We start from the raw sequence: 20359 nt of genomic DNA, 5'->3' as shown, positions 1-20359 counted from the left end.
TGTGGGGCCCATCACGCGGAGGTTCTGGAGCATGCAGTGGTCGGAGTACACCACCTCTGAGCGCTTGAAGGCGTTGCGCAGTGCCATGACGCAGGAGCAGTTAGCGGAGGCCGCCGGGGTGTCCGTCGGCGTCGTCCGCAAGCTCGAACGCGGCGGGACGGCTTCCCTGCCGTCGCTGCTGTCGATCGCCGACGCGCTCGGTACGGACATCGCCGTGCTCCTCGGGCAGCAGGCGCCCCGCCGGTCCATGGACCGCGACGAGCGGGCCGCGCTGCGTCTGGTCTCCGCGGCGACCCACGACGCTGCCATCGGCATCCCCGCCGAGGTCGAGCCGGGAAGCGTCGAAGAACTTCGAGCGGTCGTTCGTCGCGCGGACGCTGCCTACTGGGAAGGGCGGTACACCGAGCTCGGTACACTCCTCGGGCGGCTCCTTCCAGAAGCCCGCGCCCGGTTCGACGCCGCTGGCCTCGATGAGCGGGAGGCCGCCGCCGGCGTCCTGATCGACACCTTCCAGACCGCGGGCATGGCCGCCAACGTGCTCGGCTCGCGGGACCTGGCGTACGCGGCGCTGACGTACGGGCGGCAGATCGCCGTTCAGAGCGGGGACGAACTGCGCGACGCCCATCTCGCCGCCACGACCGCGTGGGTCAATCTCCGTGATGGGCGCACCAAGCAGGGCTTCCTCCTCGCGGCGGCCCAGGCGGACCGGATCGAGCCCAAGATGAGCGAGCACGATCCGGACCGGCTCAGCGTCTACGGTCAGCTCGTCACGAACGCCGCCGTCGCCGCTTCCCGGGGCGGGGCGAGCGCGGACCACGCCCGCGAGTACCTCTCCCAGGCGCACGCCGTCGCAGCCCGCATCGGAGACGAACACGCCCGCGGCTCGCACGCACAGCCGTACGGGCCGATGTACGCCGCCACACAAGCGATGAGCATCGCGGTGGCGCTCGGCGATACGGGCGGCGCTCTGCGCCTCATGGACACCGTCCGCCTGGACGCCAGCGTGCCGCTGGCCACCCGCGCCCGCTTCGGCCTGGACGTCGCTCTCACCCAGGTGGAATGCCGACGGTGGGAGGCCGCCGCCGACACCCTCCAAACGGTGTGCGAGACGGCTCCCGGCTGGGTGCGCCACCAGATGCTGCCCGGCGTCATCATCAGCAGGCTCGCCGGCGTGTCCGTCAGCCGACTGCGCGGGCTGGCCAACTCCGCCGGTGTCCCGCTCGGGGTGCGCTGAGGAACGGGCCGCAGTACCACGGTCCGTAGTAGCTCCGCGGGTGCCGCCGGCATGACTGCTACGGGCCGTGCCAGCCCCACGGCGGAGTCCGCGACCGCTGCCACGGGACGTGGCAGTCGAGCCCGGTACGAGGTTCCTCCGCTGCGACGGGCCGTGCCTGGGCCCATGCATCGCAGGCCACCAGCCTGGAGGCATGCCGAACAACCCGCCCGGCGGCCTCGGGCACGTACCCGTTGCCGTCTACTCCTGCGCCACCACCTCCACCGCCCTGGGCGAGAGCGAGGAGCATGGCCGCTACTACGCCGACGCCCGGCACTGGCACGTCGCCGGGGCCTGGTCCGACGCCGACCCGGCGCTGCCGCTCGCTGAGCGGCCGGGGTGGCAGGCGGTCACGGCCGCCCTGTCCGCCGGGATGATCCGAGGCGTCGTCGTCAGCGGCCCGGCGCATGTCGCCTCTGACGCGGCTCAGTTCGCGGCCCTCGGCGTGCTCCTCCGCGATCGGGGAGGGTTCGTCGCGGACGCGTCGAACGGCACCCCGGGCCGCCGTACGCCCGGTCAGGCCCGACGCCGCCGCGACCTCGCGGACGCGGCCTCCGGCTGGTTCGGACAGACCGACACGCACGACGAGGGCACCTCGTGAGCGCCCGGCGCGCGTGGGTCGGTGACCTCGTCCGGGACGGAGACGGGCGGCGGGCGATCGTCACCGACGTCCGTGCCGACGGCACCGTGTGGGTGCTGCGGCCGCCGACCGGGGGTGGGCCCTGCTGGGAGACCGACGACCCCGACAGCCTCAAGGTCCTCGCCCCCTCCGGCGGCGGGGACAACCGGTGAGCTTCCGCGCTCGCTCACCATCCCGTCCCTCACTCCCTTCCGTGCACCACGCCTGAAAGGCGACGTCCCGTGTACGCGTTCGGTCTCTGCATCGACCAGCAGTACCTCGTCCCCGGCCTCGCCGCGATCGCGGGTCTGGCCGACAGCCTCACCCCCGTCGCCCGCCGCCATGCGGCGGTACGGGTGCTCACCCTCGACCTCGCCCCGACGCAGGCCCTGCTCCTCTCCGACTTCGCCAAGCGGACCGGCTTCGCCTCCTTTGACCTTCGGCGCTGCGTCCCGCTGCGCGCCTCGCGCATGGCGGACGCCTCGTACATCACCGTCACCACCTACCTGCGGTTCGAGTTCACGCCCGACTTCGTCCGCCGGCCCTACCTGATCTACGTGGACGCGGACGTGCTCGTACGCGGAGACATCACCGATCCGCTCGGATCCCTCCGGGAGGACGAGATCGGCGCCGTACGTGACGAGTTCAACCCGGCCGTAGGGGAGTGCCCGGCGCTGCCCGGGGCTGCCGAACGCTGGCCCCACCTGCGCGGCCGTCCCTACTTCAATGCCGGAGTCCTCTGGACCCGCACCGGCCACATGCCCGTCGTCCGCAGGGGCGTCGAGCACGCGCTCGTCCACGGCCGCTGCCACATCCTCCACAACGACCAGGACGCCCTGAACCTGTGGCTCCTGCACTCCGGCCGCGTGCGGCCGGCCGCCGCCGGGCTCAACAGGTTCGAGACCGGCCGGTTCTTGGAGCGGGGCAACTGGGTGCGGCGGGTCGTCACCTGGTCGCTCAGGCCGGACCCGGCCGCGGCTCTCGTGCACTTCGTCGGCCCGGAGAAGCCCTGGCAGGCTGACTGTCCCGTCACCGAGGACGTGGCCGAGTACCGGCGGCACCTGGCGGTCGCCCTTCGGCACGTCCGCCGCCTGGGTGCATTCGGGGCGGAACCGGCGGGTGCGTGGTGAGCACGACGAACGTACCCGCGGCCGTTGCGCGGGCCGCCCTCGGTCTCGTGGGAGTTCCGGTCCGTGCCGCACACCGCCTGTCGGCACGGTCGAGGGCGGTCGTGTACCGGGCCTTCCTGGCCGACGGCCGGAGCGTGGTGGTCAAGCTGTACGCGGTCACCGCCCGCCGCAATGCCGCGACCGAGGCGGCGGCGGTCCGGGCCGTCACCAAGTACGTCCCCGTGCCCGTCGTCCTGGCGCACGGACACGTGCCCGGCCACGAGGTGACCGCTCTCATCACTGCGGACCTCGGCCCGCTCACCCTGGGAAGCGCCGTGCGGTCCGGCCGGGTGGGCGACGAGCGAGCCCTGAGGGACCTCGGCGGTCTGCTCGGCCGCCTTCACCGGTCCCCGGTCCAGCCGTGGGCCCCGCGCCGGCCGCTCCATGAGCAGGTCACCTCGATCGGCCGTCGCTGCCCGCCCAGCGCTCTGGACCGCATCGCGCCCGCCCTGGCCGCCATCGCCGACGCCCCCGCGGCTGCCCCGGTGTGGTGTCACGGCGACCTGCACGGCGACAACGTCGTGCTCGCCGGGCCCCGAGCCGTCCGTCACCTCGTCGACTTCACCGACGCCGCAGCTGGCCCCCGCGAATCCGACGTGGCCCAGGCCCTGGTCATGTCCGGTGCCATCGCCTCCGCCCGGGCCCGCACGGTCACCGACGCCTATCCACTCGCCTTGGACCACCACCAGCTAGCGGCCTGGGCCGTCTTCCACATTATGCGCTGCTGGGCCCACTCCGAACCCGGCGACGACCGCGCCCGGTGGGCCGGCCGCCTGGACGAGCTGAGCCGCCGGACCCCGCACCTCTTCCGCGTACCCCGTCCCGAAAGGACGTACCGATGACCACCCCTGCCTTGTCGGTGGTGATCCCCGCTTTCAACGAGGTCGCCTACCTGCCCCGCTACCTGCCCTCCGTCCTCGCCTCCCTCGCCCGCTGGGAGGAGGTCACCGGCCGCACCGGGGAGGTGATCGTCGTCGACAACGCCAGCACCGACGCCACCGCCGACATGGCCGCCTCCTTCGGCGCCCGCGTCGTCACCGAGTCCGTCCGCAACATCGGCCAGGTACGCAACACCGGCGCGAGCGCCGCCCGCAGCGGCCGTCTCTTCTTCACCGACGCCGACGCGGCCCTCCCCCTGGAAGCGGTCACCGCCGCGGCTGCCGCCATGGACGCCGGGTCCGTCGGCGGCGCCATTCCGCCGCTCTACACGCCCGAGCGGCTCGGCGCCCGGCTGCTGTGCGCCTACTGGGACCACTACCGCACCCGGCGCGGTGGAGCCCAGGGCGTCAACCAGTTCTGCACCGCCGACGCCTTCCACCACGTCGGCGGGTACCGGGACGACCTGTTCATGAGCGAGGACGTGGAGTTCTTCGCCCGGCTCACCGCCCACGGCCAGGCCACCGGACGGCCCGTGGCGATCCTCGATGAGCTGCGCGTACGCCCGTCGACCCGCCGCTACGACCAGTGGTCGAGCCTGCGGATGCTCTGGTGGCAGAACCCCGTCACCGCCGGCCTGCGGCTCCGGTCACCCCGCATGTGGCGCCACTGGTACGAGACCACCGTGCGATGACGAAGGAGACCCCTGTGCGGCCCCAGCCCAAGACCCTGCCCGCCGTCGGCCTGCCGGTTCCGGACGGCAGCGGCATCTACACCTTCCCCAACGACCTCCACCGCGCCCACCGGACGCACACCCAGCAGCTCGCCACCCGCTACCGGGCCACGGACCACCGCGTCCTGGAGGTGACGGCGCCCCACACCCGCGTCCCCTACTACGTCGAGGCCCGCACCCCTGCCGGCCGCCCGGTCCTCGTCATCGAACCCCACCACGACGACTTCGCCCTCTCCGCCTCGGGCGCCTTCCTCGCCCGCCCCCGACCGCTGACCGTGGTCACCGTCTTCACCCGGTCCAGGAGCGTGCACCCCACCCTCGAGGCCACGTACGCCGACGTCGACACGGTGTCCGAGCTGCGCGACCGCGAGGGTGCGGCCGCGCTCGCACCGTTCGCTGCCCGCCGACTCCTTCTGGGATACAAGGACGCCGAGCCGCCGTACAGGCCCTACGACCCCGAACGGCTCGACCGGGTCACCGAGGAGCTGCGCCGGATCGCCGCCGTCCATCCCGACGCCGAGCTCCTCGCCCCCGCCGCCGTCACCCGCCACCCCGACCACCTCCTCGTCCACGAGGCCGCCGTCCGCCTCGGCTGCACCTGGTTCTGGGAGGACCTCGCGTTCTGGTCGACGTACGCGCTCGCCGGATGCGACCAGCACCTGTTCCGCACGCGTACGGGGGCGGCCATGCGGCCCGAGCTGGTCGACATCACCGACGTCGTCCTGGACAAGGTCACCGTCCTGAGGATGCACGGCTCGCAGATGCACCCGGCCCGGAAGATGTACCGGCCGATCCGGCACGCCTTCACCACGGCGGCCGACCTCGTCGACGGGCCCGGCCTTTACGCCGAACGCTTCTACCGGACGGAGGAGTCGACGTGCTGATCATTGCTTTGGAGGGACCCTCCTACGCCGGCAAGTCCACGGCGATACGCCACCTCCGCAGCACCGCCCTCTTCCCGCGGGCGTTCGTCTCCGACTGCTACGTCAAGCACATTGCCCACCGCGACGACATCCCTCCGGCCCGTACCGACTCCGCGGCCGCCCAACTCGCCGCCTTCGAGAGATTCATGGAGATCGAGGCGACCCGCGTCGCCGAGGCCGCCGCGAGCCGGAGACAGCTCGTCATCCTCGACCGCTCCGTGGACACTCTCCTCGCTCACGCGTACGTCCTGGACACTCTGTTCGGGTTCGGCGTCCACCACCAGCTCTGCGACCGCCTCAAGACGCTCCCGTTCCTGCGCCCCGACCACACCCTCTACCTCGACGTACCGGCCGAGACGCTGCACCTCCGCCGGAAGACCGTCGGCCACACCGCCGCCGAGTCCGAGTACTTCCTCCACGAGCCCGGCTTGCTCGACCACGCCCGCGACTACTTCGTCCATACGCCCCGGCGGCCCGTGACGCGAGAACTCACGGTCCTGGCCGCGGACGCGGGCCGGGACGAAGTCGCCCAGGCCGTGGAAGCCCTCGTCGGCTTCTGGGCGAGGTGACCGCCGATGCCCACCGCTCTCTTCGCCTGGCGGCGCACCCCGCCCCCGTTCCTCATCGGGGGCGCCGAGGTCACCCAACAGCTCGTCGCCGAAGAACTCGCCGCAGTCGGCTGGCATGTCACCTACCTCGGCTCGCACGAGGCTCCGTGGGACGGAGCCCCCCGACTCCCTGACATGCGCGCGCACCTCGCCAGGCATCGCGTCCCGTACGACGAGACGGCCGGCACCCTGCGCTACCGGTGGAACGGGGTCGAGTGCTCTGCGTTGACGCAGAACAACGTGGAACACGTGCTCGGCAGCCTCCTTGGAGATCTCCGCCCCGACGTCGTGTTCACCGCCCAGGAAGGCTCGGCTCGGCTGGCGGCACTGGCCCGGCCAGCCACGCTCGTCGCCGGCCTCCTGCACTCCGTCTCCGCGACCGGCCTGGGCGTGCTCGCCGGGCGCCCCCACTACGGGCTGGCCGTGTCGGAATTCGTCCGTGGCCGGGCACCCCACACGCCTGGCACCCGCATCGACGTCGTGTACCCGCCGTTCGCCCACCCTGGACCGGCTACGGGCACGGCTCGTACCCCGGCCGTGCTCATGGTCAACCCCATCCCTGCCAAGGGCTCCGAGCTGCTGCACCAGCTCATCCGTCTCATGCCGGAGCAGCGCTTCACTCTCGTCGAGGGCTGGTGGGACACCTCAGCCGGTTTCGCGGCCTATCCGAACGTCACGTACGTTCCCCGCGTGTACGACATGGAGCCGCTGTACCGCAGTCACCGACTGCTGCTGGTCCCGTCCACCGTGGAAGACGCCTTCCCCCGCGTGATCGTCGAGGCCGCACTCCACGGTGTCCCGAGCATCGGCACCGACCGGGGCGGCATCCCCGAAGCCATCGGCGACGCCGGGATCGTCCTGCCAGCCACCGCCGGCCCCGAGACGTGGGCGCGGGCAATCCGGGGCATCGACCACGAAGCACTGGGGGAGCGGGCTCGGACCAGAGCTGCACGGTTCACCCGCCCGTGCCTGCCAGAGCTCCGGGATCTGGGGATCTAGGGAGCGCCGCCGAACGCCTGCTCCACCTCGTCGAGCCGCTCCGTCCACCAGCGAAGGAGCGCCTCGTCGGCGATGAACAGGTCGTCGCAGGAGCGGTCGTCCCGGTCGTAGTGGAATTCGAGCTGCCAGAAGTCCATCATCCGCTTCCACCACAGCCGACGCGCGGCGTCGAGCAGCGCGACCGGCTCCAGCGGGACCACCGATCGGTAGCCGCTCACAAAGGCCGATACCCGCTCCAGGTCGAAGACGCCCTCCACACCGAACTGCACCTGCGCCGTGCGCACGACCTCCTCCGCGTACGGGCGGACGCCCAGCCGGTCCCAGTCCAGGACGGCCGTCAGCTCGCCTTCGGCCCAGAGGAGGTTCCGGTACTGGAAGTCGCCGTGCGTCCAGCCGTACGGCCCTGCGGGAACGTTCCCCGCAGGGCGCAGGGCCGCGTACTCGGCGAGCAACACCCGACGCTTGGCGAGGGCGTCGAGAGCCGCCGCGTCGAAGGAGTCGCCCGTACCGTGGGCGCGCGCAGCAGCGGCGAGTCGGTCGGCCTTCTCCGCCGCCAGTTCCGGCGTGACGACGTCCGCGGCGAGGCTGTCGGGAACGGCAGCGAGGGCCCCGATTTCGGCGGCGTGGCGGAGCGCAAGGTGGAGCTTGCCGAGGATTGCGCCGAGTCGCCGCACCTGAGGGAGGGGGAGGTCCACGCCACGTACGTGCGCTCCTCGTGCCCAGGGAAACAGGCAGTACCCGCTCCCACCCACCTCGACCACGACCCCACCTGAGGAGGCCACCACAGGGACGATCACGGGAATGCCGCCCTCAGCCAGTGCCGGCAACACGGCAAGATTGCGGCGCAACCTGTCGAGCGGCACATCCGTGACCCGCTTGAGAGCGAAGGGCCCTGCCGGAGTGTCCAGCCGCCAGTTCACGTCCATCAGGCCATCGGCCAGATGATGCCAGGCGACGACGTCGCCGAGGACGAACTCCTTGATTAGCTCCGCAAGATCATCGGATGGGATGCGGTGCCTGCTCGCCACATGCGCGTTGGTCACCTTGGCGACGATACGTGAGCCGGGCACCCGGGTGCACAAAGATCACCGCGCGGTGTCAGAGACCCAGGGCAGTGTGTACCCGCACCGTCTCGCCGCGCCGATGGCAGTCGATTTCCTCGGTGTGCCTACGGCGTCGGAGTGTGACCTCTAGGGTCAGAGACGTGACCGCAGGGGAGCGCGTTGTCGTTGTCGGTGCTGGGGTGGCGGGTCTCACCACCGCCGTCGTTCTCGCCGAGGCCGGAGCCTTGCTGCACGTGATCGCCGAGCAGGTGCCGGGCGTCACGTCACTGGCGGCCGGGGCGATGTGGGGGCCGTACCTGGTCGAGCCGAAGGACAAGGTCGACCAGTGGGGGCGCCGGTCCCTGGAGATCTTCCGCCAGCTGGCGGAAGACCCGTCCACGGGCGTCCGGCTCACCAGTGGCATCGAGGCGTCCCGCACGGCCGAGGCGCCGCCGGACTGGGCCACCTCCCTGCCCGGCTTTCGGCCGTGTGAGCTGGCCGAACTGCCGTCCGGGTTCTCGGTCGGCTACCGGTTCACGGTGCCGCTGATCGACATGCCCACCTACCTCGCCTACCTCCTGCGCCGGCTCGACGTTGCTGGAGGAACGGTCGAGCAGCGGCGCCTGGCCTCGCTCGCGGACGCCGGCCCTGCTGTCGTGATCGTCAACTGCACGGGCCTGGGTGCCAAGGATCTGCTCCCGGACACTGGCGTTCGTCCCATCCGCGGCCAGCACGTCGTCGCCACCAACCCGGGGCTCACCGAGTTCTTCTCCGAGGACACCGGCCTCTCGCCCAACCTGCTGTGCTTCTACCCTCACGGCGATACTGTCGTCCTGGGCGGCATCGCCATCGATGGCGAAGGCGACCTCGGCCCCGACGACAAGGCGGCGGTCGGCATCCTCGCCCGCTGTGCCGAGGTCGAACCTCGTCTTGCCCAGGCCCGCATCCTGGAACACCGGATCGGCGCCCGACCGACCCGGGCCCGGGTCCGGGTGGAAGCAGAGCGGACGGAGGACGGCACCGTGGTCGTGCACAACTACGGGCATGGAGGCGCCGGTGTCACCCTCTCGTGGGGCTGCGCCGAGGAAGCCGCAAGGCTCCTGACCGCGGACAGGGGAGACGGGCAGTGAACGACCATCCGAGGAAGCCCTTCCTCTACGTCGTCGTCTGCGCCGCCGGCATCGCGGGCGACGCACACAAGCTGATCACCGCCGCGCAAGAGCAGGGTTGGGGCGTCGGCGTCATCGCCACACCCCAGGGCCTCGGCTTCCTCGACACCGAGGCGATCGAGGCCCAGACCGGCCACCCGATCCGCTCGGCCTGGCGCAGTCCCGGCGACCCGCGCCCGCTCCCGCCTGCCGACGCCATCGCCGTCGCGCCGGCCACGTTCAACACGATCAACAAGTGGGCCGCCGGCATCGCCGACACCCTCGCGCTGGGAATCCTGTGCGAGGCGTACGGGATCGGCATCCCGACGGTCGTCTTGCCGTACGTGAACGCAGCCATGGCCACACACCCGGCCTACGGCCGGAGCCTGGACCAGCTGCGGGAGATGGGCGTGCTGGTCGGGTCGTACGAGCCGCACCGGCCCAAGGCGGGCGGGGGAGCGGACCGCTTCCGGTCGGAGGAGGCGTTGGAGCTGCTGGAGGGCAAGATCGACTGAGCGTGATCCGGTCTACCTTCTCAGCATCGGGGCGAGTGGGCGCCGAAGCGGAGCACGAGCGATTTTCACCCAGTGAACATGCGGATGCGCTGCTCGCGGTGGGGTCTGCGTCAACGGCTCCTTGGAAGGGAGTCTGACTGTGCCGCCCTGGGCGTGAGTGTGGCGGGACCAGACCGAACTCCGCCTACTGTCTTGTCGTGCGGCAGCCTGTCGACGGCCAGATCCGGAAGGCGCCTGAGGCGCCAGATGAGGACTTCGGTGAGGCTGGTGGCGGTACCGAGTTCGCGGTGGCTCGACGGTGTAGCCCTGGGCACGGGCGGTGCGCTCCAGGTCGGTCCGGCGGACGGTGCCGGTCTCGTAGCGCATCTGGCGGGCGAGCTCCAGGAGGTACGCGTCAGGGGCGCTGGCCTTGCGCCCGCCAGGTTTTGGCGTCGCTTTCCTCGGCGGTGTGGCGGTGACGGGAGGCGGCGCCGTGGCGGGGGAAGCCGGTGCGGCGGGCGGCTTCGGCTCTGACGTGGCGGTCGGCTGCGCCAGGCGCTGCTTGGCGGGTATGGCGGTGGCGGCGGACTTGGCAGCGGGCGGTGGCGGTCCGCCACTGGGTGCCTTGGCGGTTGGCGGTTCGGCCGCCATCGCCTTGTTGGCGGCGAGGTGGCGGTTGATGACGAGGTAGAGGTGGACGGCGCCGGCGAGGGCGAGTGGGGCGATGGCGGACAGGGCACCGACAGTGGCGTTGTTGAGGTGGAGATGGGCCTGTTCGTTCAGGCGGATGGCGTGCAGGGCGTTGGCCCAGATGCTGGCGCCGGCCGCCAGGGTGACGAGCGTCCACACGTACAGGCGGGAGCGGAGAGGGGCGGTGCGCAGGATGAGCAGGGCAGCGACGCCCAGCGCGATGAAGCCGTCGATGACGAGAGGGAAGAGGTAGGTCAGCGGTCCACTGATGTGGGCGGCGACGGCCATTTGCCGCAGGGCGTCGTAGGAGAGGACGAAGCCGACGGCGGCGATCAGGGTGACCCCCATGAGGAGGGGACGGCCTCGCCGTTCGAAGGCGGGGCGTATCGGGGCAGGGGAGGGCAAGAGCAGGAATCTCCGGTGTGGTGCAAGGGGGCCGGATGGATGGGCGCTGTCGGGGTCAGGCGACGGGCTTCTGACGGCGGCGGTCCTCGCCTTCGAGGGTGACGCGCTCGGTCATCTGGGCCAGGCGAGAGGCGACGCGGTCGCCGAGGGCCGCCCGCAGGGTGTCGGTGGTGAGGTTGCTGGTGATCAGGGTGGGGCGCAGGTGCTCGTACCGGTGGTTGATCAGCCGGTAGGTGAGCTCCTCGGTCCATTCGCTGGTCTTTGCCGCGCCGAGGTCGTCCAGGAGCAGCAGCGGGCAGCGCATCAGGCTCTGCAGCTCGCGCTCGCTGTCGAAGCCGGGGCGCGGGCGCAGCCGGGCGTACAGGTCAGCGGCGGTGACGGCTTCCCAGCGCAGGCGGACCCCGGCGGCCAGCAGGGCGCGGATCGCGCCGTACGCCTGGTGGGTTTTGCCGGTACCGGTCGGGCCGACGATCCGCAGCGAGGGCCCCTCCGCGATGCCCGGTGCGCCGCCGGGGCCGGGGCGTCCGGCGCGGGCGATCGCGTCCACCCAGGCGGTGACCTGGGGGTGGTCGGCGAGGGCGTGCCGGAAACGGGCGGGGATACGGGCCTCGGCCAGTCCCAGCGCGGTGACCGGCTCGGGCGCCGGTTCCTGGGCGGCGTCGGGGGCGATGCCGCGCCGGGCCAGGATGTCGCCGAGTCGGCTGGAGATCCGGGCGGGCTGGTGCGGGTTGCGGGTGAGGGTGGCGGTCAGAGGTCGCCTCCGTAGGCGGCAGCGGTGTCGGCGGGGTTGGTCCACGGCCGGTGGGCAGCGGCGCCGGTGGGGGTGGCGTTCATGGCCTCGTGCACCAGGCTGGGCAGGAGGCTCGCGTGCAGGCCCTTGGCGCGGTGGCGGTCGAGACCGGCGCGGATGTGGTCCGGAGCGATGCCCTCGGCGAGGAGCTTCTTCACCTCGCGGCCGAGATGGTCGAGGACGTTCTGCGGCGGGCGGTGGGCGCATCCGGCGGCGTACTCGCCGATCAGGTCCTTCGTCGAGACCGACTCGGGCGCGGGGGCGCTTGCGCCCCCCAACGGGGTAGATCCTAGATCCCTGTTCCTAGGTCCTAGATCCGGATGGTGAGGGCTCACGGAGGGCTCGGTGAGCCCTCCACGAGGCTGCGGTGAGTGCTCACGGAATCGGCTCTGACCTGCGGATCCGTCGTTCACGGCGGGCTCCGTGAGCTCTCCCTGACGATTCGCGGAGGACTCCGTGAGAGCTCCCTGTGTCTGCGGTGAGGGATCGCGCGGAATCCCGAGATCGTGGTGCGGGCACGGGGGAGTGCGGACGCCGCTGGGCCGGTTGATCTTCTGGTGCTTGGCGAAGGTGACGATGTGCAGGTACCGCTTGCCGTCCCCGCCCTCGTACCGGCAGATCAGCCCGGCGCCGTCGAGCTGGATCAGGTCGTCCTCGACCGCCTCCGGGCCGTGCTCGCGGCGCAGCGACCACAGCTGGCCGGCGATGACGGCGGCCTGGTCGCGGAACCGGCCCTGGTCGTCGGTCTGGGTGAGCAGCCCGAAGAAGGTCCGCTCGGCGGACAGCGACACCGCCGCGAGGGACTCGGAGGAGAACGCCTCGGGCTTGATGGTGCGGATACGGGCGATGGCGATCGACCACCTTTCAGGGGAGAGGGCTGGGGAATCTGGCGTCGCCGGGGTGCATGGCCAACACAGCCACACCTGGTGTGCAGAAGTCCAGCCTTTGCACTGGAATTCCGCACAACCCGTCGGCATGCCGCGTGGGCGAGTCCCGCAACTGTAGGGCCGAATTCCCGGTTGCCGAAATCACCGCCGGAAAACGCAGCGTGATCCGCATCGCTCACGGCAGACAGGAATGCCCTTCCGGACCGGTCGGCGCGCAAGCTACAACACCACCCATGCCGCCACGACCCCTCGCCATCGGACCCGCCGGACACGCCGCCGCCCACGCCATCGAACGCACTCGCACCGCCCGCGGCTACTCGCAGCGCCAGCTCGCAGCCCGTGTCACCGCGCTCGGTCGTCCCATGACCTTCACCGCGCTCTCCCGCATCGAACGCACCGTCCGCCGCTGCGACATCGACGACCTCGTCGCCATCGCCACAGCCCTCGGAATCGCCCCGCAGACCCTCCTCGCCAGCCCCCTCATACCCCCAGGGGCGGCCGGGGTGGGCGAAATATAGCCGACGATCCCCGGTTAGCGAAACCGGGGATTCTCCGGATGATTGACGGTCCCGGAGCGCCCGTCGTGCCGGTCTCTGTCAGAAGTCTGCCCACCTCCCCAGAGGACGCCTTGCTCGATTCGCCTACGCGCCGATTTCAGATTCCCCGCCGCGCACACGTAGTCCCGCTCGTTTCCTCTTCTGCTCCGCTCGGAGATCCCGGCCGTACGTAGAAGCCCTATTCGACGATCTCGCAGCATCGGCTGGTCTTGTTGCCTCCCGTCCCGGCTAGATCTCTCAATTCTCGTCGCTCTTTCTCACGCAAAGGAACCGCCTATGGCCTCGCGCCTGCTGTCCATACCTGCCGTCGCCGCAGCCCTGGACGTCGACCGCCGAACGGTCTACCGCTTCATCGCCGCCGGCGAGCTGCCCGTCGTCGACCTGCGCACAGGACCGGCTCGCTCTCGCGTCCGCGTCCCCGCCGCGAGCCTGGACGACTTCATCAACAGCCGGGCGGTCGCTGCGCCGGCGCGGCACCGCTGAGCAGGATCCAGTCCGCCCCGACGCGAAACAGGAAGGAACGGAACCACGTATCTCCGGAAGCTGAAGTCCGGCAAATGGCAGGCGACCGTCCGCAACCGGGCTGGAGACCGGTTCAGCGAGTCGTTTCCCCTCAAGGCACAGGCCCGTGCCTGGGGTGCCGAGATGGAGACCCAGTTCGCCTGCGGAAGCATGAGGGACCCCCGAGCCGGCGAAATGGCGTTTCACGAGTGGCACGCCCGCTGGTGGCAGGCCCGCGTCGTCGAGCCCCACACGCTGCGCGGCGACGCCTCCAGCATCAAGAACCACGTGCTGCCCCACTGGGCCGACTGGGAGATGCGGGCCGTCACCCGTATGGACGTCCAGAGCTGGATCCGCGGCCTGGTCGAGAAGGGGGTCGGTGCCTCGGCGATCAAGAGGGCGTACAACCTGCTGTCGTCCATCATGCGGGCGGCCGTCGACGACGATGTCATCGCGGTCAGCCCCTGCCGGAACATCGACCTGCCGCAGATCGCGATCAAGCCCCCGCAATGGTTCACCCTCGACCAGGCGCAGAGCATCGTCGACGAGCTCCCGGCCCCATGGCGCACCATGTGCCTGCTCGGCTTCTACACGGGCCTGCGCTGGGGCGAACTCGCCGGCCTGCATCGCCATCGGATCGACCAGCGCCGTTCCCGCCTGTTCGTGGTGGAGGTCAATACCAAGAGCGGCATCAAGGAGTACCCCAAGAGTTCGAGGAGCCACCGAGAGGCCCCGCTTCCGCCACACGTCCTGGACGCGCTCGAACGGCACATCTACTCGCTCGATCGTGACGCCCTGGTCTTCACCACCGTCACCAAGGGCCGCGCCGGCCGTCGCCTCGACGACGGCAACTGGCGGCGCCAGACCTGGTGGCCGGCAATCGAGAACGCCCACTACTTCGACACAGACGGGGAGCAGCTCCCCGTCCCGCGCTATCCGCCGCACTCTATGCGCCACACCTGCGCCTCGTGGCTCGTCCAGAAGGGAGTCTCGCTCTACGAGGTCCAGCACCTCCTTGGCCACGAGAGCTTCCAGACGACCCAGCGCTATGCGCACCTGCAGCCGGACGCTCACAAGGCTGTGCTCGGGGCCTGGGAGCAACTGGACGTTCCACTGACCATCGCCGCGTGAGCTGGGCGTGGCTGCATCGCCCCGGGGAGGCGTTTGTCAGCTTGTTCCGTGCCTCTGTTCCATGTGCCGTGCCCTATTGGCGACTCAGCGGCACTCTCGACGGGTGGCAGTCCGGGGCAGCAGCGCCTGGACGCACCGCGTCGTGATCATTCCTGGTGGCTGTACCTGACTGGCCGGTTCGCGACCTCCTGCCCGTCCTCGACCGTGCCCTGCCCGTGCTCTGATGGCCGACATGAGGCCTTCACCGTCGGCATCTACCTGGGACTGGACGGCATCGCACGTCGATTGCTCCAGGTACACGCCCAGACCGCTGGAACCAGTGGCAATGGCAGGAACGTCCTTGCTATACCTGCGGAATGGCAGGGCAGGGGGGAAGGCGGGGCGGCGTGACACGGCCGTGGAAGATTGCGCTGATCGTGATTGGGGTCGCCTGCATCGCGGCGACGCCGATGGTGTGGTTGCTGAACGGTCCAGGGAGGGGGGAGCTGGTCGGGGCTTCGTTGCAGGCCGGCACCGGGATTGCAGCGCTCGTGTGGGCGTGGTTGCAGCCCGGCCGTGGAGATTCGGCCACGGATACAGGCCAGGCAGAGGCGTCTAGTGGTGGGTCCGCGCACACTGGGATCCGTAGACCCGGTGGGGCGGGCACGGGAATGGTGCGGGTGGATCGGACTGGTGACGCCAAGGCTGACGGTGCCGGCAGCAGTGCCGGCACCGGGGTCGACTACAGCTAGTCTCCGGGAGCGAATTGATGGAGGATGAGAGCGGGTTTGGCGACACACGGCCAGGCGCCGAGGTGCGGGACAGCGGCGACGCCCGCGCGACGGACGGCGGCACCGCGATCACCGGAGTCTGCGCAGTGACAGTGCCCGGCGTGCCCAGCCCCGTCTCAGTCAAGGCGACGGGGGCGGCATACGCCTCGCACGGTGGGGTCGCCATCACTGGGTACGTGGCGGGTGACGTTCGTGTGACGCTGCCCTCCCTGCAGTCTCGCTCGATGCAGGAATCCGTCCTGCCCGGCGAACGGCGCCCACGCCTGTTCGGGCGCGAGGCGGAGATCTCCGCCGGCCTCGACGTGCTGCGGCGCTCGGGCGGCGGCAGCCGAGCGGCGGTTGTGGTGACCGGGGCTCCTGGCATCGGGAAGAGTGACGTCGCCCTGCGCATGTCCCGGCTGGCCGCAGAGGGGTACCCGGACGGCCAGTTTCACATTAATCTCGCGCTGTCGACCGGCCCCACGGACCTCGTGTCATCGATTCTCCACGCGCTCTTTCCGTCAGAGCATCCCCTGCCAGATCGCCGTGACCAGCAGCTGGCGCTGCTACGGACAACGCTCGCCAGTAAGTGCGTCCTGCTGCTCGTTGACGATGTCGTTTCGGAGGAAGCGTTCCTTGAGATTCTCTCCATCGACGGCCCGTTCGCACTGGTAGGAACCAGCCGGGCCAAGCTCAGTGGGCTAACTGGCCTGGTCCGCCTCATCGACCTCGGTGCACTGCCAGGCACGCCCAGCGAGGAGCTCGTACGGTCGGTCGCCGGTCCTGGCCGGCTGACCGGCGAGCAGACGACCGCGTTGTCCGCGGCGTGCGCCGGTCACCCGCTCGCCCTGCACATCGCCGCGGCGCATCTAGCCCGGCGGCCCCGTGTGAACGCCGACCGCTACCTGTCCGAGATCACCAACCCGGACCGTAGCGTCAAAGCCCTCGTCGCCGGCCAGACCGCGCTGCAGCCTGTGTTCCAGCAGAGCTTCGACGCACTCGAACACGACCAGGCGCAGGTCTTCTCCGCGCTCGGCGTCCTGCCGCACATGTCGTTTACCGTCGATGTCGTTGCAGCGGTCACCGCACAGCGCTCGCTGGACGAGATCAACGACGACGACCTCACGGACACAGCCGCGCTCCTCGACTCGCTGGTCGAGCTCAGCCTCATCGAGCAGATCGACGACGACCGATTCGTGATGCACGAAATTCAGCACCGCTTCGCCCGGCTGACATCCGTGCCGTGGTCGGGGACCCAACGGGGGGATGTTGTTCGTCATGCCTGTCTCGTCACGGCCGTCCGCGTGCGGTCGTCTACCGATGCGATCGGTTTTCTGGACGAGGAGGCGACCGTCCTTGCCGAGAGCAGTCCCGCAGCGCTGCGGTCGCTGGACGCGGACCGTCCCGGCGCTGTCGCTTTAGTTGAGACGGCCCGGCAGTACGAGGCCTGGGACCACCTACTGCTTCTCGCCTTCACGCTCACCGAGCACTTGCGGGTTGCTAGTCACTGGAAGGAGCTGGACCGCGTCTACCAGTGCGTACAGGAGGCCGGGGAGCTGGCCGGACACCCCAATTGGACGGCCACCGCGCTGCACAACCGGGCCGTCGTTGCCGCACACCTCGGCGAGAGCCAGGATGCGGCTGATCTATTCCACCGTTGTGCTGAAACGGCGCGCGCGGCCAACGAAGCCGAGCTTCTTTTCATGGCACAGCTTGGTCTGGGGACACTACTGATCAACTTGGGCCGGCCTCGTGACGCCATCAAGTACCTGCGAAACGGACTGCACTACTGGAGGACCGCCGGGCATCATCAGGCACTAGCGCTCGCCCTAGGCAACCTGGGTCAGGCGTACCTGGCGGTCGGACAGATCCGCCGGGCCGAGAACTACCTGCGCAACAGTCGCGACCTGAGCCGGAGCAGTGGCTTCAGTGAGATGCTCGCTACGCGGTCGATCGCCAGACTGCTCAGCAGCACGGGCCGCGAGGCGGAGGCGGCGGAGGAGTCCGTCCGGGACATCGAGCGGGCACGAGCCATCGGCAGCCGGGAATGGGAGGCGCAGGCGCTGATGGACCTTGCGGCGGTCCCGGCCAGCGCCCGGCCGGAGTCTGCTCCGGCGGGGCCGATTGAGGCAGCCCTGTCCATCCATCAGGAGACGGGTGACGTGCAGGGCCAGGTCCGGGCGTTGTTCCGGCTCGGTGAGGATGCTGCGCATCGCGCTGACCTCGACCAGGCCGCGACCTACCTCGCGCAGTGCGCCGAGCTCGCCATCGGAATCGGCGACCATCAGCATGCGGCGCGCTCCCTGACCTATCTCGCCTCGTATAGCGGCGGTATCGGGCACCACGACACGGCGGAGTCGCAGTTCAAGGTCGCGTCGGACATGGCCCAGGAGTCCGGCAGCCCGGTTCTTCAAGCAGATGTCCTGCGGAAGCGAGCCCAGTTGCTGTGGCACCGGGGGCGGATCGGAGACGCCGTCCGCCTGCTAACTGAAGCGGAGCAGTCCCTCGCCACCACTGACGAGAGTCGGGCGCTCGCCCAGGTGCGGGCGGCGCTGGGCGAAGCCCTGGTCGTCGCAGGGCAGTGGCAGGACGGCGCCCGCATGCTGCGGTCCGTAGTCTCCGACTTCAGCGATGCCGCCTCCCCCCGCACCCGAGCCCGGGCGACGCGCGCGCTGGCTGTCCTCCACTCGCGACGCGGCCTACACACCGAAGCCCTGTCCGCGATCACCACGGCACTCAACGACTGCGAGCGGCACGACGACTTCGATGGCGTCCTGCACTGCAGAATGGCATTGGCCAACATCCACGCACGGGCTGGGCGATGGGACGAAGCAGCTGACCAGTACGAACAGACTGCGCGAGCCGCTGCCGAGCATAAAGATCTCCACGTCCTCCTCTCCGCCCGCGCGCAGGCCGCGACCTGCATGCTGGAGACCGGCAACCGTGATGAAGCCGTTGCCCTGATGACTAAGAACATTCCGCTCGCCGAAAAGCTGGGCATGGACAGCGTGCTGACAGCCCTGCACACCAACCTCGGCGCCTGCCACGCCGAGGCCGGCGACCACCCCGCCGCGGCAGCGTCCTTTCGCACGGCCCTGCAGATCAGCGAACGTCTCGGCGACGGCCCGCTGCGCGCCACCTGTCTGTTCAACCTGGCCCGCGCTGAGAAGGCCCTCCATGTACCGGAGGCTGCGCGTTCCCGCGCTCGTCAGGCCTTCGCGCTCCATCAGGAGCTCGGCAACTGGCCGGAGGCCGGGGAGACTTTGGTCTTCCTGGGTGCACTCCACCACGAGACGGACCCGGACGGCACTGTACCGAGCCCTGTGGAGCTCGTGGGTGCCAGCCCGGTCGACCTGCGCGTCCTCGAATCACTCCGTGCTCGCGCCCTCCGGGACGATCGCGACAATGCCGTGGTGCCGCCCCACACCCTGCCCCGGCTGCGCAGCGTGCGGATCTCCGACGCCGTGCAGCAGGCACTCGCCGCATTCGACCTGGAGTCGCTCACGCTCCGGTTCGCCAACTCCCGACAGTACTGCACTATGTGCAATCTGATCATCGACGAGTCCGGCGAGGCCGAACTCCTCTACCTCCGCCACCCGGACGTCGACCACCTGATGCTCCGGCTCGCGCACCCTCACTGCCACCTCTCGGAGGTGATCGAACTTACCGGCCCGGCCCCCTATCGCTCACCGGATCGCCTCGACGCCGAGTGCATTCTCTTCGGCGGCGACCGCGCCGGAATCGTCCTCGACTGCCACGGCGGCTGGGGAGCGATCAACGGCAGCCGCCGCATCGAGGACGTCACCCTCCGGCTCTTCCTGGAGTCGGGCTTCGCCAACTTGCGCACCTTGTACACCGATAACGGCGGCAAGCCCCTCGACCTCCGCGACCTGCCGCCCGTCCCTGGCCAGGACCTTCAGGCCCGCCTGGTCGACAACAAACTTTCCCTCAGCAGCCCTCACGGACACCTCGTGGCGGGGTTGCCACTCAACTTCTTTCCTCACTGGTACGAGCGAGCCCATGACGGCTCGCTGATCGTTATTGCCGGTCGGAACCTTCCGGGCATGGTGGCTGACGACCCCACGTACCTCAATCGGGCCATCCTCCTTGGGCAGGCTGTTGGCGCAACCGTGCCGCTATCGGTGGTGCGGCCACGGAGGAATGCGCCGTGTCCATGCATGATGCGGCGGGGGCGGAAGTTCAAGCACTGCTGCAGCGGGCGGGAGAGGAAGGCGGTGTCGGCGAGCGACTGAGGAGGGTGATGTGCCCCCCCGGCCGTTATGGGCCCTGCTGTCCTTGCCGTTGGCGACCGCTGCGAGTTGATCCGGAGTGCGATGTCGATTGTCGGCTTCTGCGGTGTGTGCAACGTATCCACGATGCCTCTGGCCGTTCCTGGGCCGGCCTATTCGTTGGCGATTCCGGTGACGGCTTTGGAGCCTGGGCCGGAGGCTTCCGCGTCTCCAGTATGCGCGACCTTCGATGCGCCGGGACGGTTACCGCCTGCGTTCCGGATTCCGGTGATCGCGCTGCCGCCGTCGCGGGCCGTCGCGTTGCCGGTGTCGATGGCTGTGTCACCGACTGAGGTAGTGAGGTGATCGAGGAGTGCGCGCAACTCCGCTGCTGCGCGATCTGTTCGGCCCCGTCGAGGCGGTCCAGAAGGGCTTCGAACCGTCCGGCCCACAGCCCTTCCTGTCGCGCCCGCTCTGCGGCGGCATCGCCTGATGATGCGGGCGTCGGTGCTTGCGCGGTGTGATCCAGCCGCAC

At 70.1% G+C, this 20359-nt stretch carries 18 protein-coding genes and 1 pseudogene; 15 read left to right on the top strand and 4 right to left on the bottom strand.

The window, feature by feature from the left end; genetic code table 11:
* The first annotated feature begins 31 nt into the window (after positions 1–31).
* From AB0M18_RS03260 to AB0M18_RS03220, 9 genes are all read left to right on the top strand, one after another.
* Positions 32–1234: a helix-turn-helix domain-containing protein gene (locus tag AB0M18_RS03260; RefSeq protein ID WP_365755091.1), complete on the top strand. Its 1203-nt coding sequence runs from the start codon at positions 32–34 to the stop codon at positions 1232–1234.
* Between the two features lie 193 nt (positions 1235–1427).
* Complete coding sequence (locus tag AB0M18_RS03255; protein ID WP_365755090.1) at positions 1428–1874, top strand: hypothetical protein; 447 nt, start codon at positions 1428–1430, stop codon at positions 1872–1874.
* Positions 1871–2065 (top strand): hypothetical protein, encoded by a 195-nt coding sequence (locus AB0M18_RS03250; RefSeq protein WP_365755089.1) that lies wholly within the window; start codon positions 1871–1873, stop codon positions 2063–2065. Before AB0M18_RS03255 ends, AB0M18_RS03250 begins: the two co-directional genes overlap by 4 nt.
* Positions 2066–2134: 69 nt before the next feature.
* Complete coding sequence (locus tag AB0M18_RS03245) at positions 2135–3022, top strand: glycosyltransferase (protein ID WP_365755088.1); 888 nt, start codon at positions 2135–2137, stop codon at positions 3020–3022.
* Positions 3019–3903 (top strand): aminoglycoside phosphotransferase family protein, encoded by an 885-nt coding sequence (locus AB0M18_RS03240; RefSeq protein WP_365755087.1) that lies wholly within the window; start codon positions 3019–3021, stop codon positions 3901–3903. The genes AB0M18_RS03245 and AB0M18_RS03240 overlap by 4 nt, the downstream gene beginning before the upstream one ends.
* The gene (locus AB0M18_RS03235; RefSeq protein ID WP_365755086.1) at positions 3900–4631 is read left to right on the top strand and encodes a glycosyltransferase; all 732 of its coding nucleotides are present in this window, start codon (positions 3900–3902) and stop codon (positions 4629–4631) included. The genes AB0M18_RS03240 and AB0M18_RS03235 overlap by 4 nt, the downstream gene beginning before the upstream one ends.
* Entirely contained in the window at positions 4628–5554 is a 927-nt protein-coding gene (locus AB0M18_RS03230; protein WP_365755085.1) for a PIG-L family deacetylase, read from the top strand. Before AB0M18_RS03235 ends, AB0M18_RS03230 begins: the two co-directional genes overlap by 4 nt.
* Positions 5548–6162 (top strand): hypothetical protein, encoded by a 615-nt coding sequence (locus tag AB0M18_RS03225; protein ID WP_365755084.1) that lies wholly within the window; start codon positions 5548–5550, stop codon positions 6160–6162. The genes AB0M18_RS03230 and AB0M18_RS03225 overlap by 7 nt, the downstream gene beginning before the upstream one ends.
* A gap of 6 nt (positions 6163–6168) precedes the next feature.
* Positions 6169–7200: a glycosyltransferase gene (locus AB0M18_RS03220; RefSeq protein ID WP_365755083.1), complete on the top strand. Its 1032-nt coding sequence runs from the start codon at positions 6169–6171 to the stop codon at positions 7198–7200.
* On the opposite strand, the gene AB0M18_RS03215 is transcribed toward AB0M18_RS03220, so the two are convergent.
* Positions 7197–8243: a phosphotransferase gene (locus AB0M18_RS03215; protein WP_365755082.1), complete on the bottom strand. Its 1047-nt coding sequence runs from the start codon at positions 8241–8243 to the stop codon at positions 7197–7199. The genes AB0M18_RS03220 and AB0M18_RS03215 overlap by 4 nt on opposite strands.
* Positions 8244–8404: 161 nt before the next feature.
* Here AB0M18_RS03215 and AB0M18_RS03210 point away from each other — a divergent pair, with 161 nt between their 5' ends.
* Both AB0M18_RS03210 and AB0M18_RS03205 read left to right on the top strand, forming a co-directional pair.
* Positions 8405–9373, top strand: a complete 969-nt coding sequence (locus tag AB0M18_RS03210) for an FAD-dependent oxidoreductase (protein WP_365755081.1) — start codon at positions 8405–8407, stop codon at positions 9371–9373.
* Positions 9370–9906, top strand: coding sequence for a flavoprotein (locus tag AB0M18_RS03205; protein WP_365755080.1), 537 nt, complete (start codon positions 9370–9372; stop codon positions 9904–9906). The genes AB0M18_RS03210 and AB0M18_RS03205 overlap by 4 nt, the downstream gene beginning before the upstream one ends.
* 648 nt (positions 9907–10554) lie before the next feature.
* On the opposite strand, the pseudogene AB0M18_RS03200 reads toward AB0M18_RS03205, so the two are convergent.
* From AB0M18_RS03200 to AB0M18_RS03190, 3 genes and pseudogenes are all read right to left on the bottom strand, one after another.
* Positions 10555–10923: pseudogene (locus AB0M18_RS03200) on the bottom strand (DUF2637 domain-containing protein); the annotation flags it as partial.
* Between the two features lie 112 nt (positions 10924–11035).
* Positions 11036–11731, bottom strand: coding sequence for an ATP-binding protein (locus tag AB0M18_RS03195; protein WP_365755476.1), 696 nt, complete (start codon positions 11729–11731; stop codon positions 11036–11038).
* Positions 11728–12618 (bottom strand): hypothetical protein, encoded by an 891-nt coding sequence (locus AB0M18_RS03190; RefSeq protein WP_365755475.1) that lies wholly within the window; start codon positions 12616–12618, stop codon positions 11728–11730. The genes AB0M18_RS03195 and AB0M18_RS03190 overlap by 4 nt, the downstream gene beginning before the upstream one ends.
* A 272-nt stretch (positions 12619–12890) precedes the next feature.
* Between AB0M18_RS03190 and AB0M18_RS03185 the strand changes: the two genes are divergently transcribed.
* From AB0M18_RS03185 to AB0M18_RS03170, 4 genes are all read left to right on the top strand, one after another.
* On the top strand, positions 12891–13175 hold the full coding sequence (locus tag AB0M18_RS03185; protein WP_365755079.1) for a helix-turn-helix transcriptional regulator: 285 nt from the start codon (positions 12891–12893) through the stop codon (positions 13173–13175).
* Between the two features lie 315 nt (positions 13176–13490).
* The gene (locus tag AB0M18_RS03180) at positions 13491–13697 is read left to right on the top strand and encodes a helix-turn-helix domain-containing protein (RefSeq protein ID WP_365755078.1); all 207 of its coding nucleotides are present in this window, start codon (positions 13491–13493) and stop codon (positions 13695–13697) included.
* A 213-nt stretch (positions 13698–13910) separates the two neighbouring features.
* The gene (locus tag AB0M18_RS03175) at positions 13911–14846 is read left to right on the top strand and encodes a site-specific integrase (protein ID WP_365755077.1); all 936 of its coding nucleotides are present in this window, start codon (positions 13911–13913) and stop codon (positions 14844–14846) included.
* 748 nt (positions 14847–15594) lie between these two features.
* Complete coding sequence (locus AB0M18_RS03170; RefSeq protein ID WP_365755076.1) at positions 15595–19848, top strand: tetratricopeptide repeat protein; 4254 nt, start codon at positions 15595–15597, stop codon at positions 19846–19848.
* Positions 19849–20359: the final 511 nt, after the last annotated feature.

The sequence above is a fragment of the Streptomyces sp. NPDC051909 genome (assembly GCF_040681095.1).
GTDB lineage: Bacteria > Actinomycetota > Actinomycetes > Streptomycetales > Streptomycetaceae > Streptomyces.
Note: the sequence above shows the minus strand (reverse complement) of the source record. Positions and strands in the feature narration are given on the sequence as shown.

Excerpts from the sequence above, each read along its gene's own strand:
- AB0M18_RS03260 (WP_365755091.1), top strand. The coding sequence starts at position 32 with ATGCAGTGGTCGGAGTACACCACCTCTGAGCGCTTGAAGGCGTTGCGC.
- AB0M18_RS03230 (WP_365755085.1), top strand. The coding sequence starts at position 4,628 with ATGACGAAGGAGACCCCTGTGCGGCCCCAGCCCAAGACCCTGCCCGCC.
- AB0M18_RS03220 (WP_365755083.1), top strand. The coding sequence starts at position 6,169 with ATGCCCACCGCTCTCTTCGCCTGGCGGCGCACCCCGCCCCCGTTCCTC.
- AB0M18_RS03170 (WP_365755076.1), top strand. The coding sequence starts at position 15,595 with ATGGAGGATGAGAGCGGGTTTGGCGACACACGGCCAGGCGCCGAGGTG.
- AB0M18_RS03185 (WP_365755079.1), top strand. The coding sequence starts at position 12,891 with ATGCCGCCACGACCCCTCGCCATCGGACCCGCCGGACACGCCGCCGCC.
- AB0M18_RS03235 (WP_365755086.1), top strand. The coding sequence starts at position 3,900 with ATGACCACCCCTGCCTTGTCGGTGGTGATCCCCGCTTTCAACGAGGTC.
- AB0M18_RS03180 (WP_365755078.1), top strand. The coding sequence starts at position 13,491 with ATGGCCTCGCGCCTGCTGTCCATACCTGCCGTCGCCGCAGCCCTGGAC.
- AB0M18_RS03255 (WP_365755090.1), top strand. The coding sequence starts at position 1,428 with ATGCCGAACAACCCGCCCGGCGGCCTCGGGCACGTACCCGTTGCCGTC.
- AB0M18_RS03175 (WP_365755077.1), top strand. The coding sequence starts at position 13,911 with ATGGCGTTTCACGAGTGGCACGCCCGCTGGTGGCAGGCCCGCGTCGTC.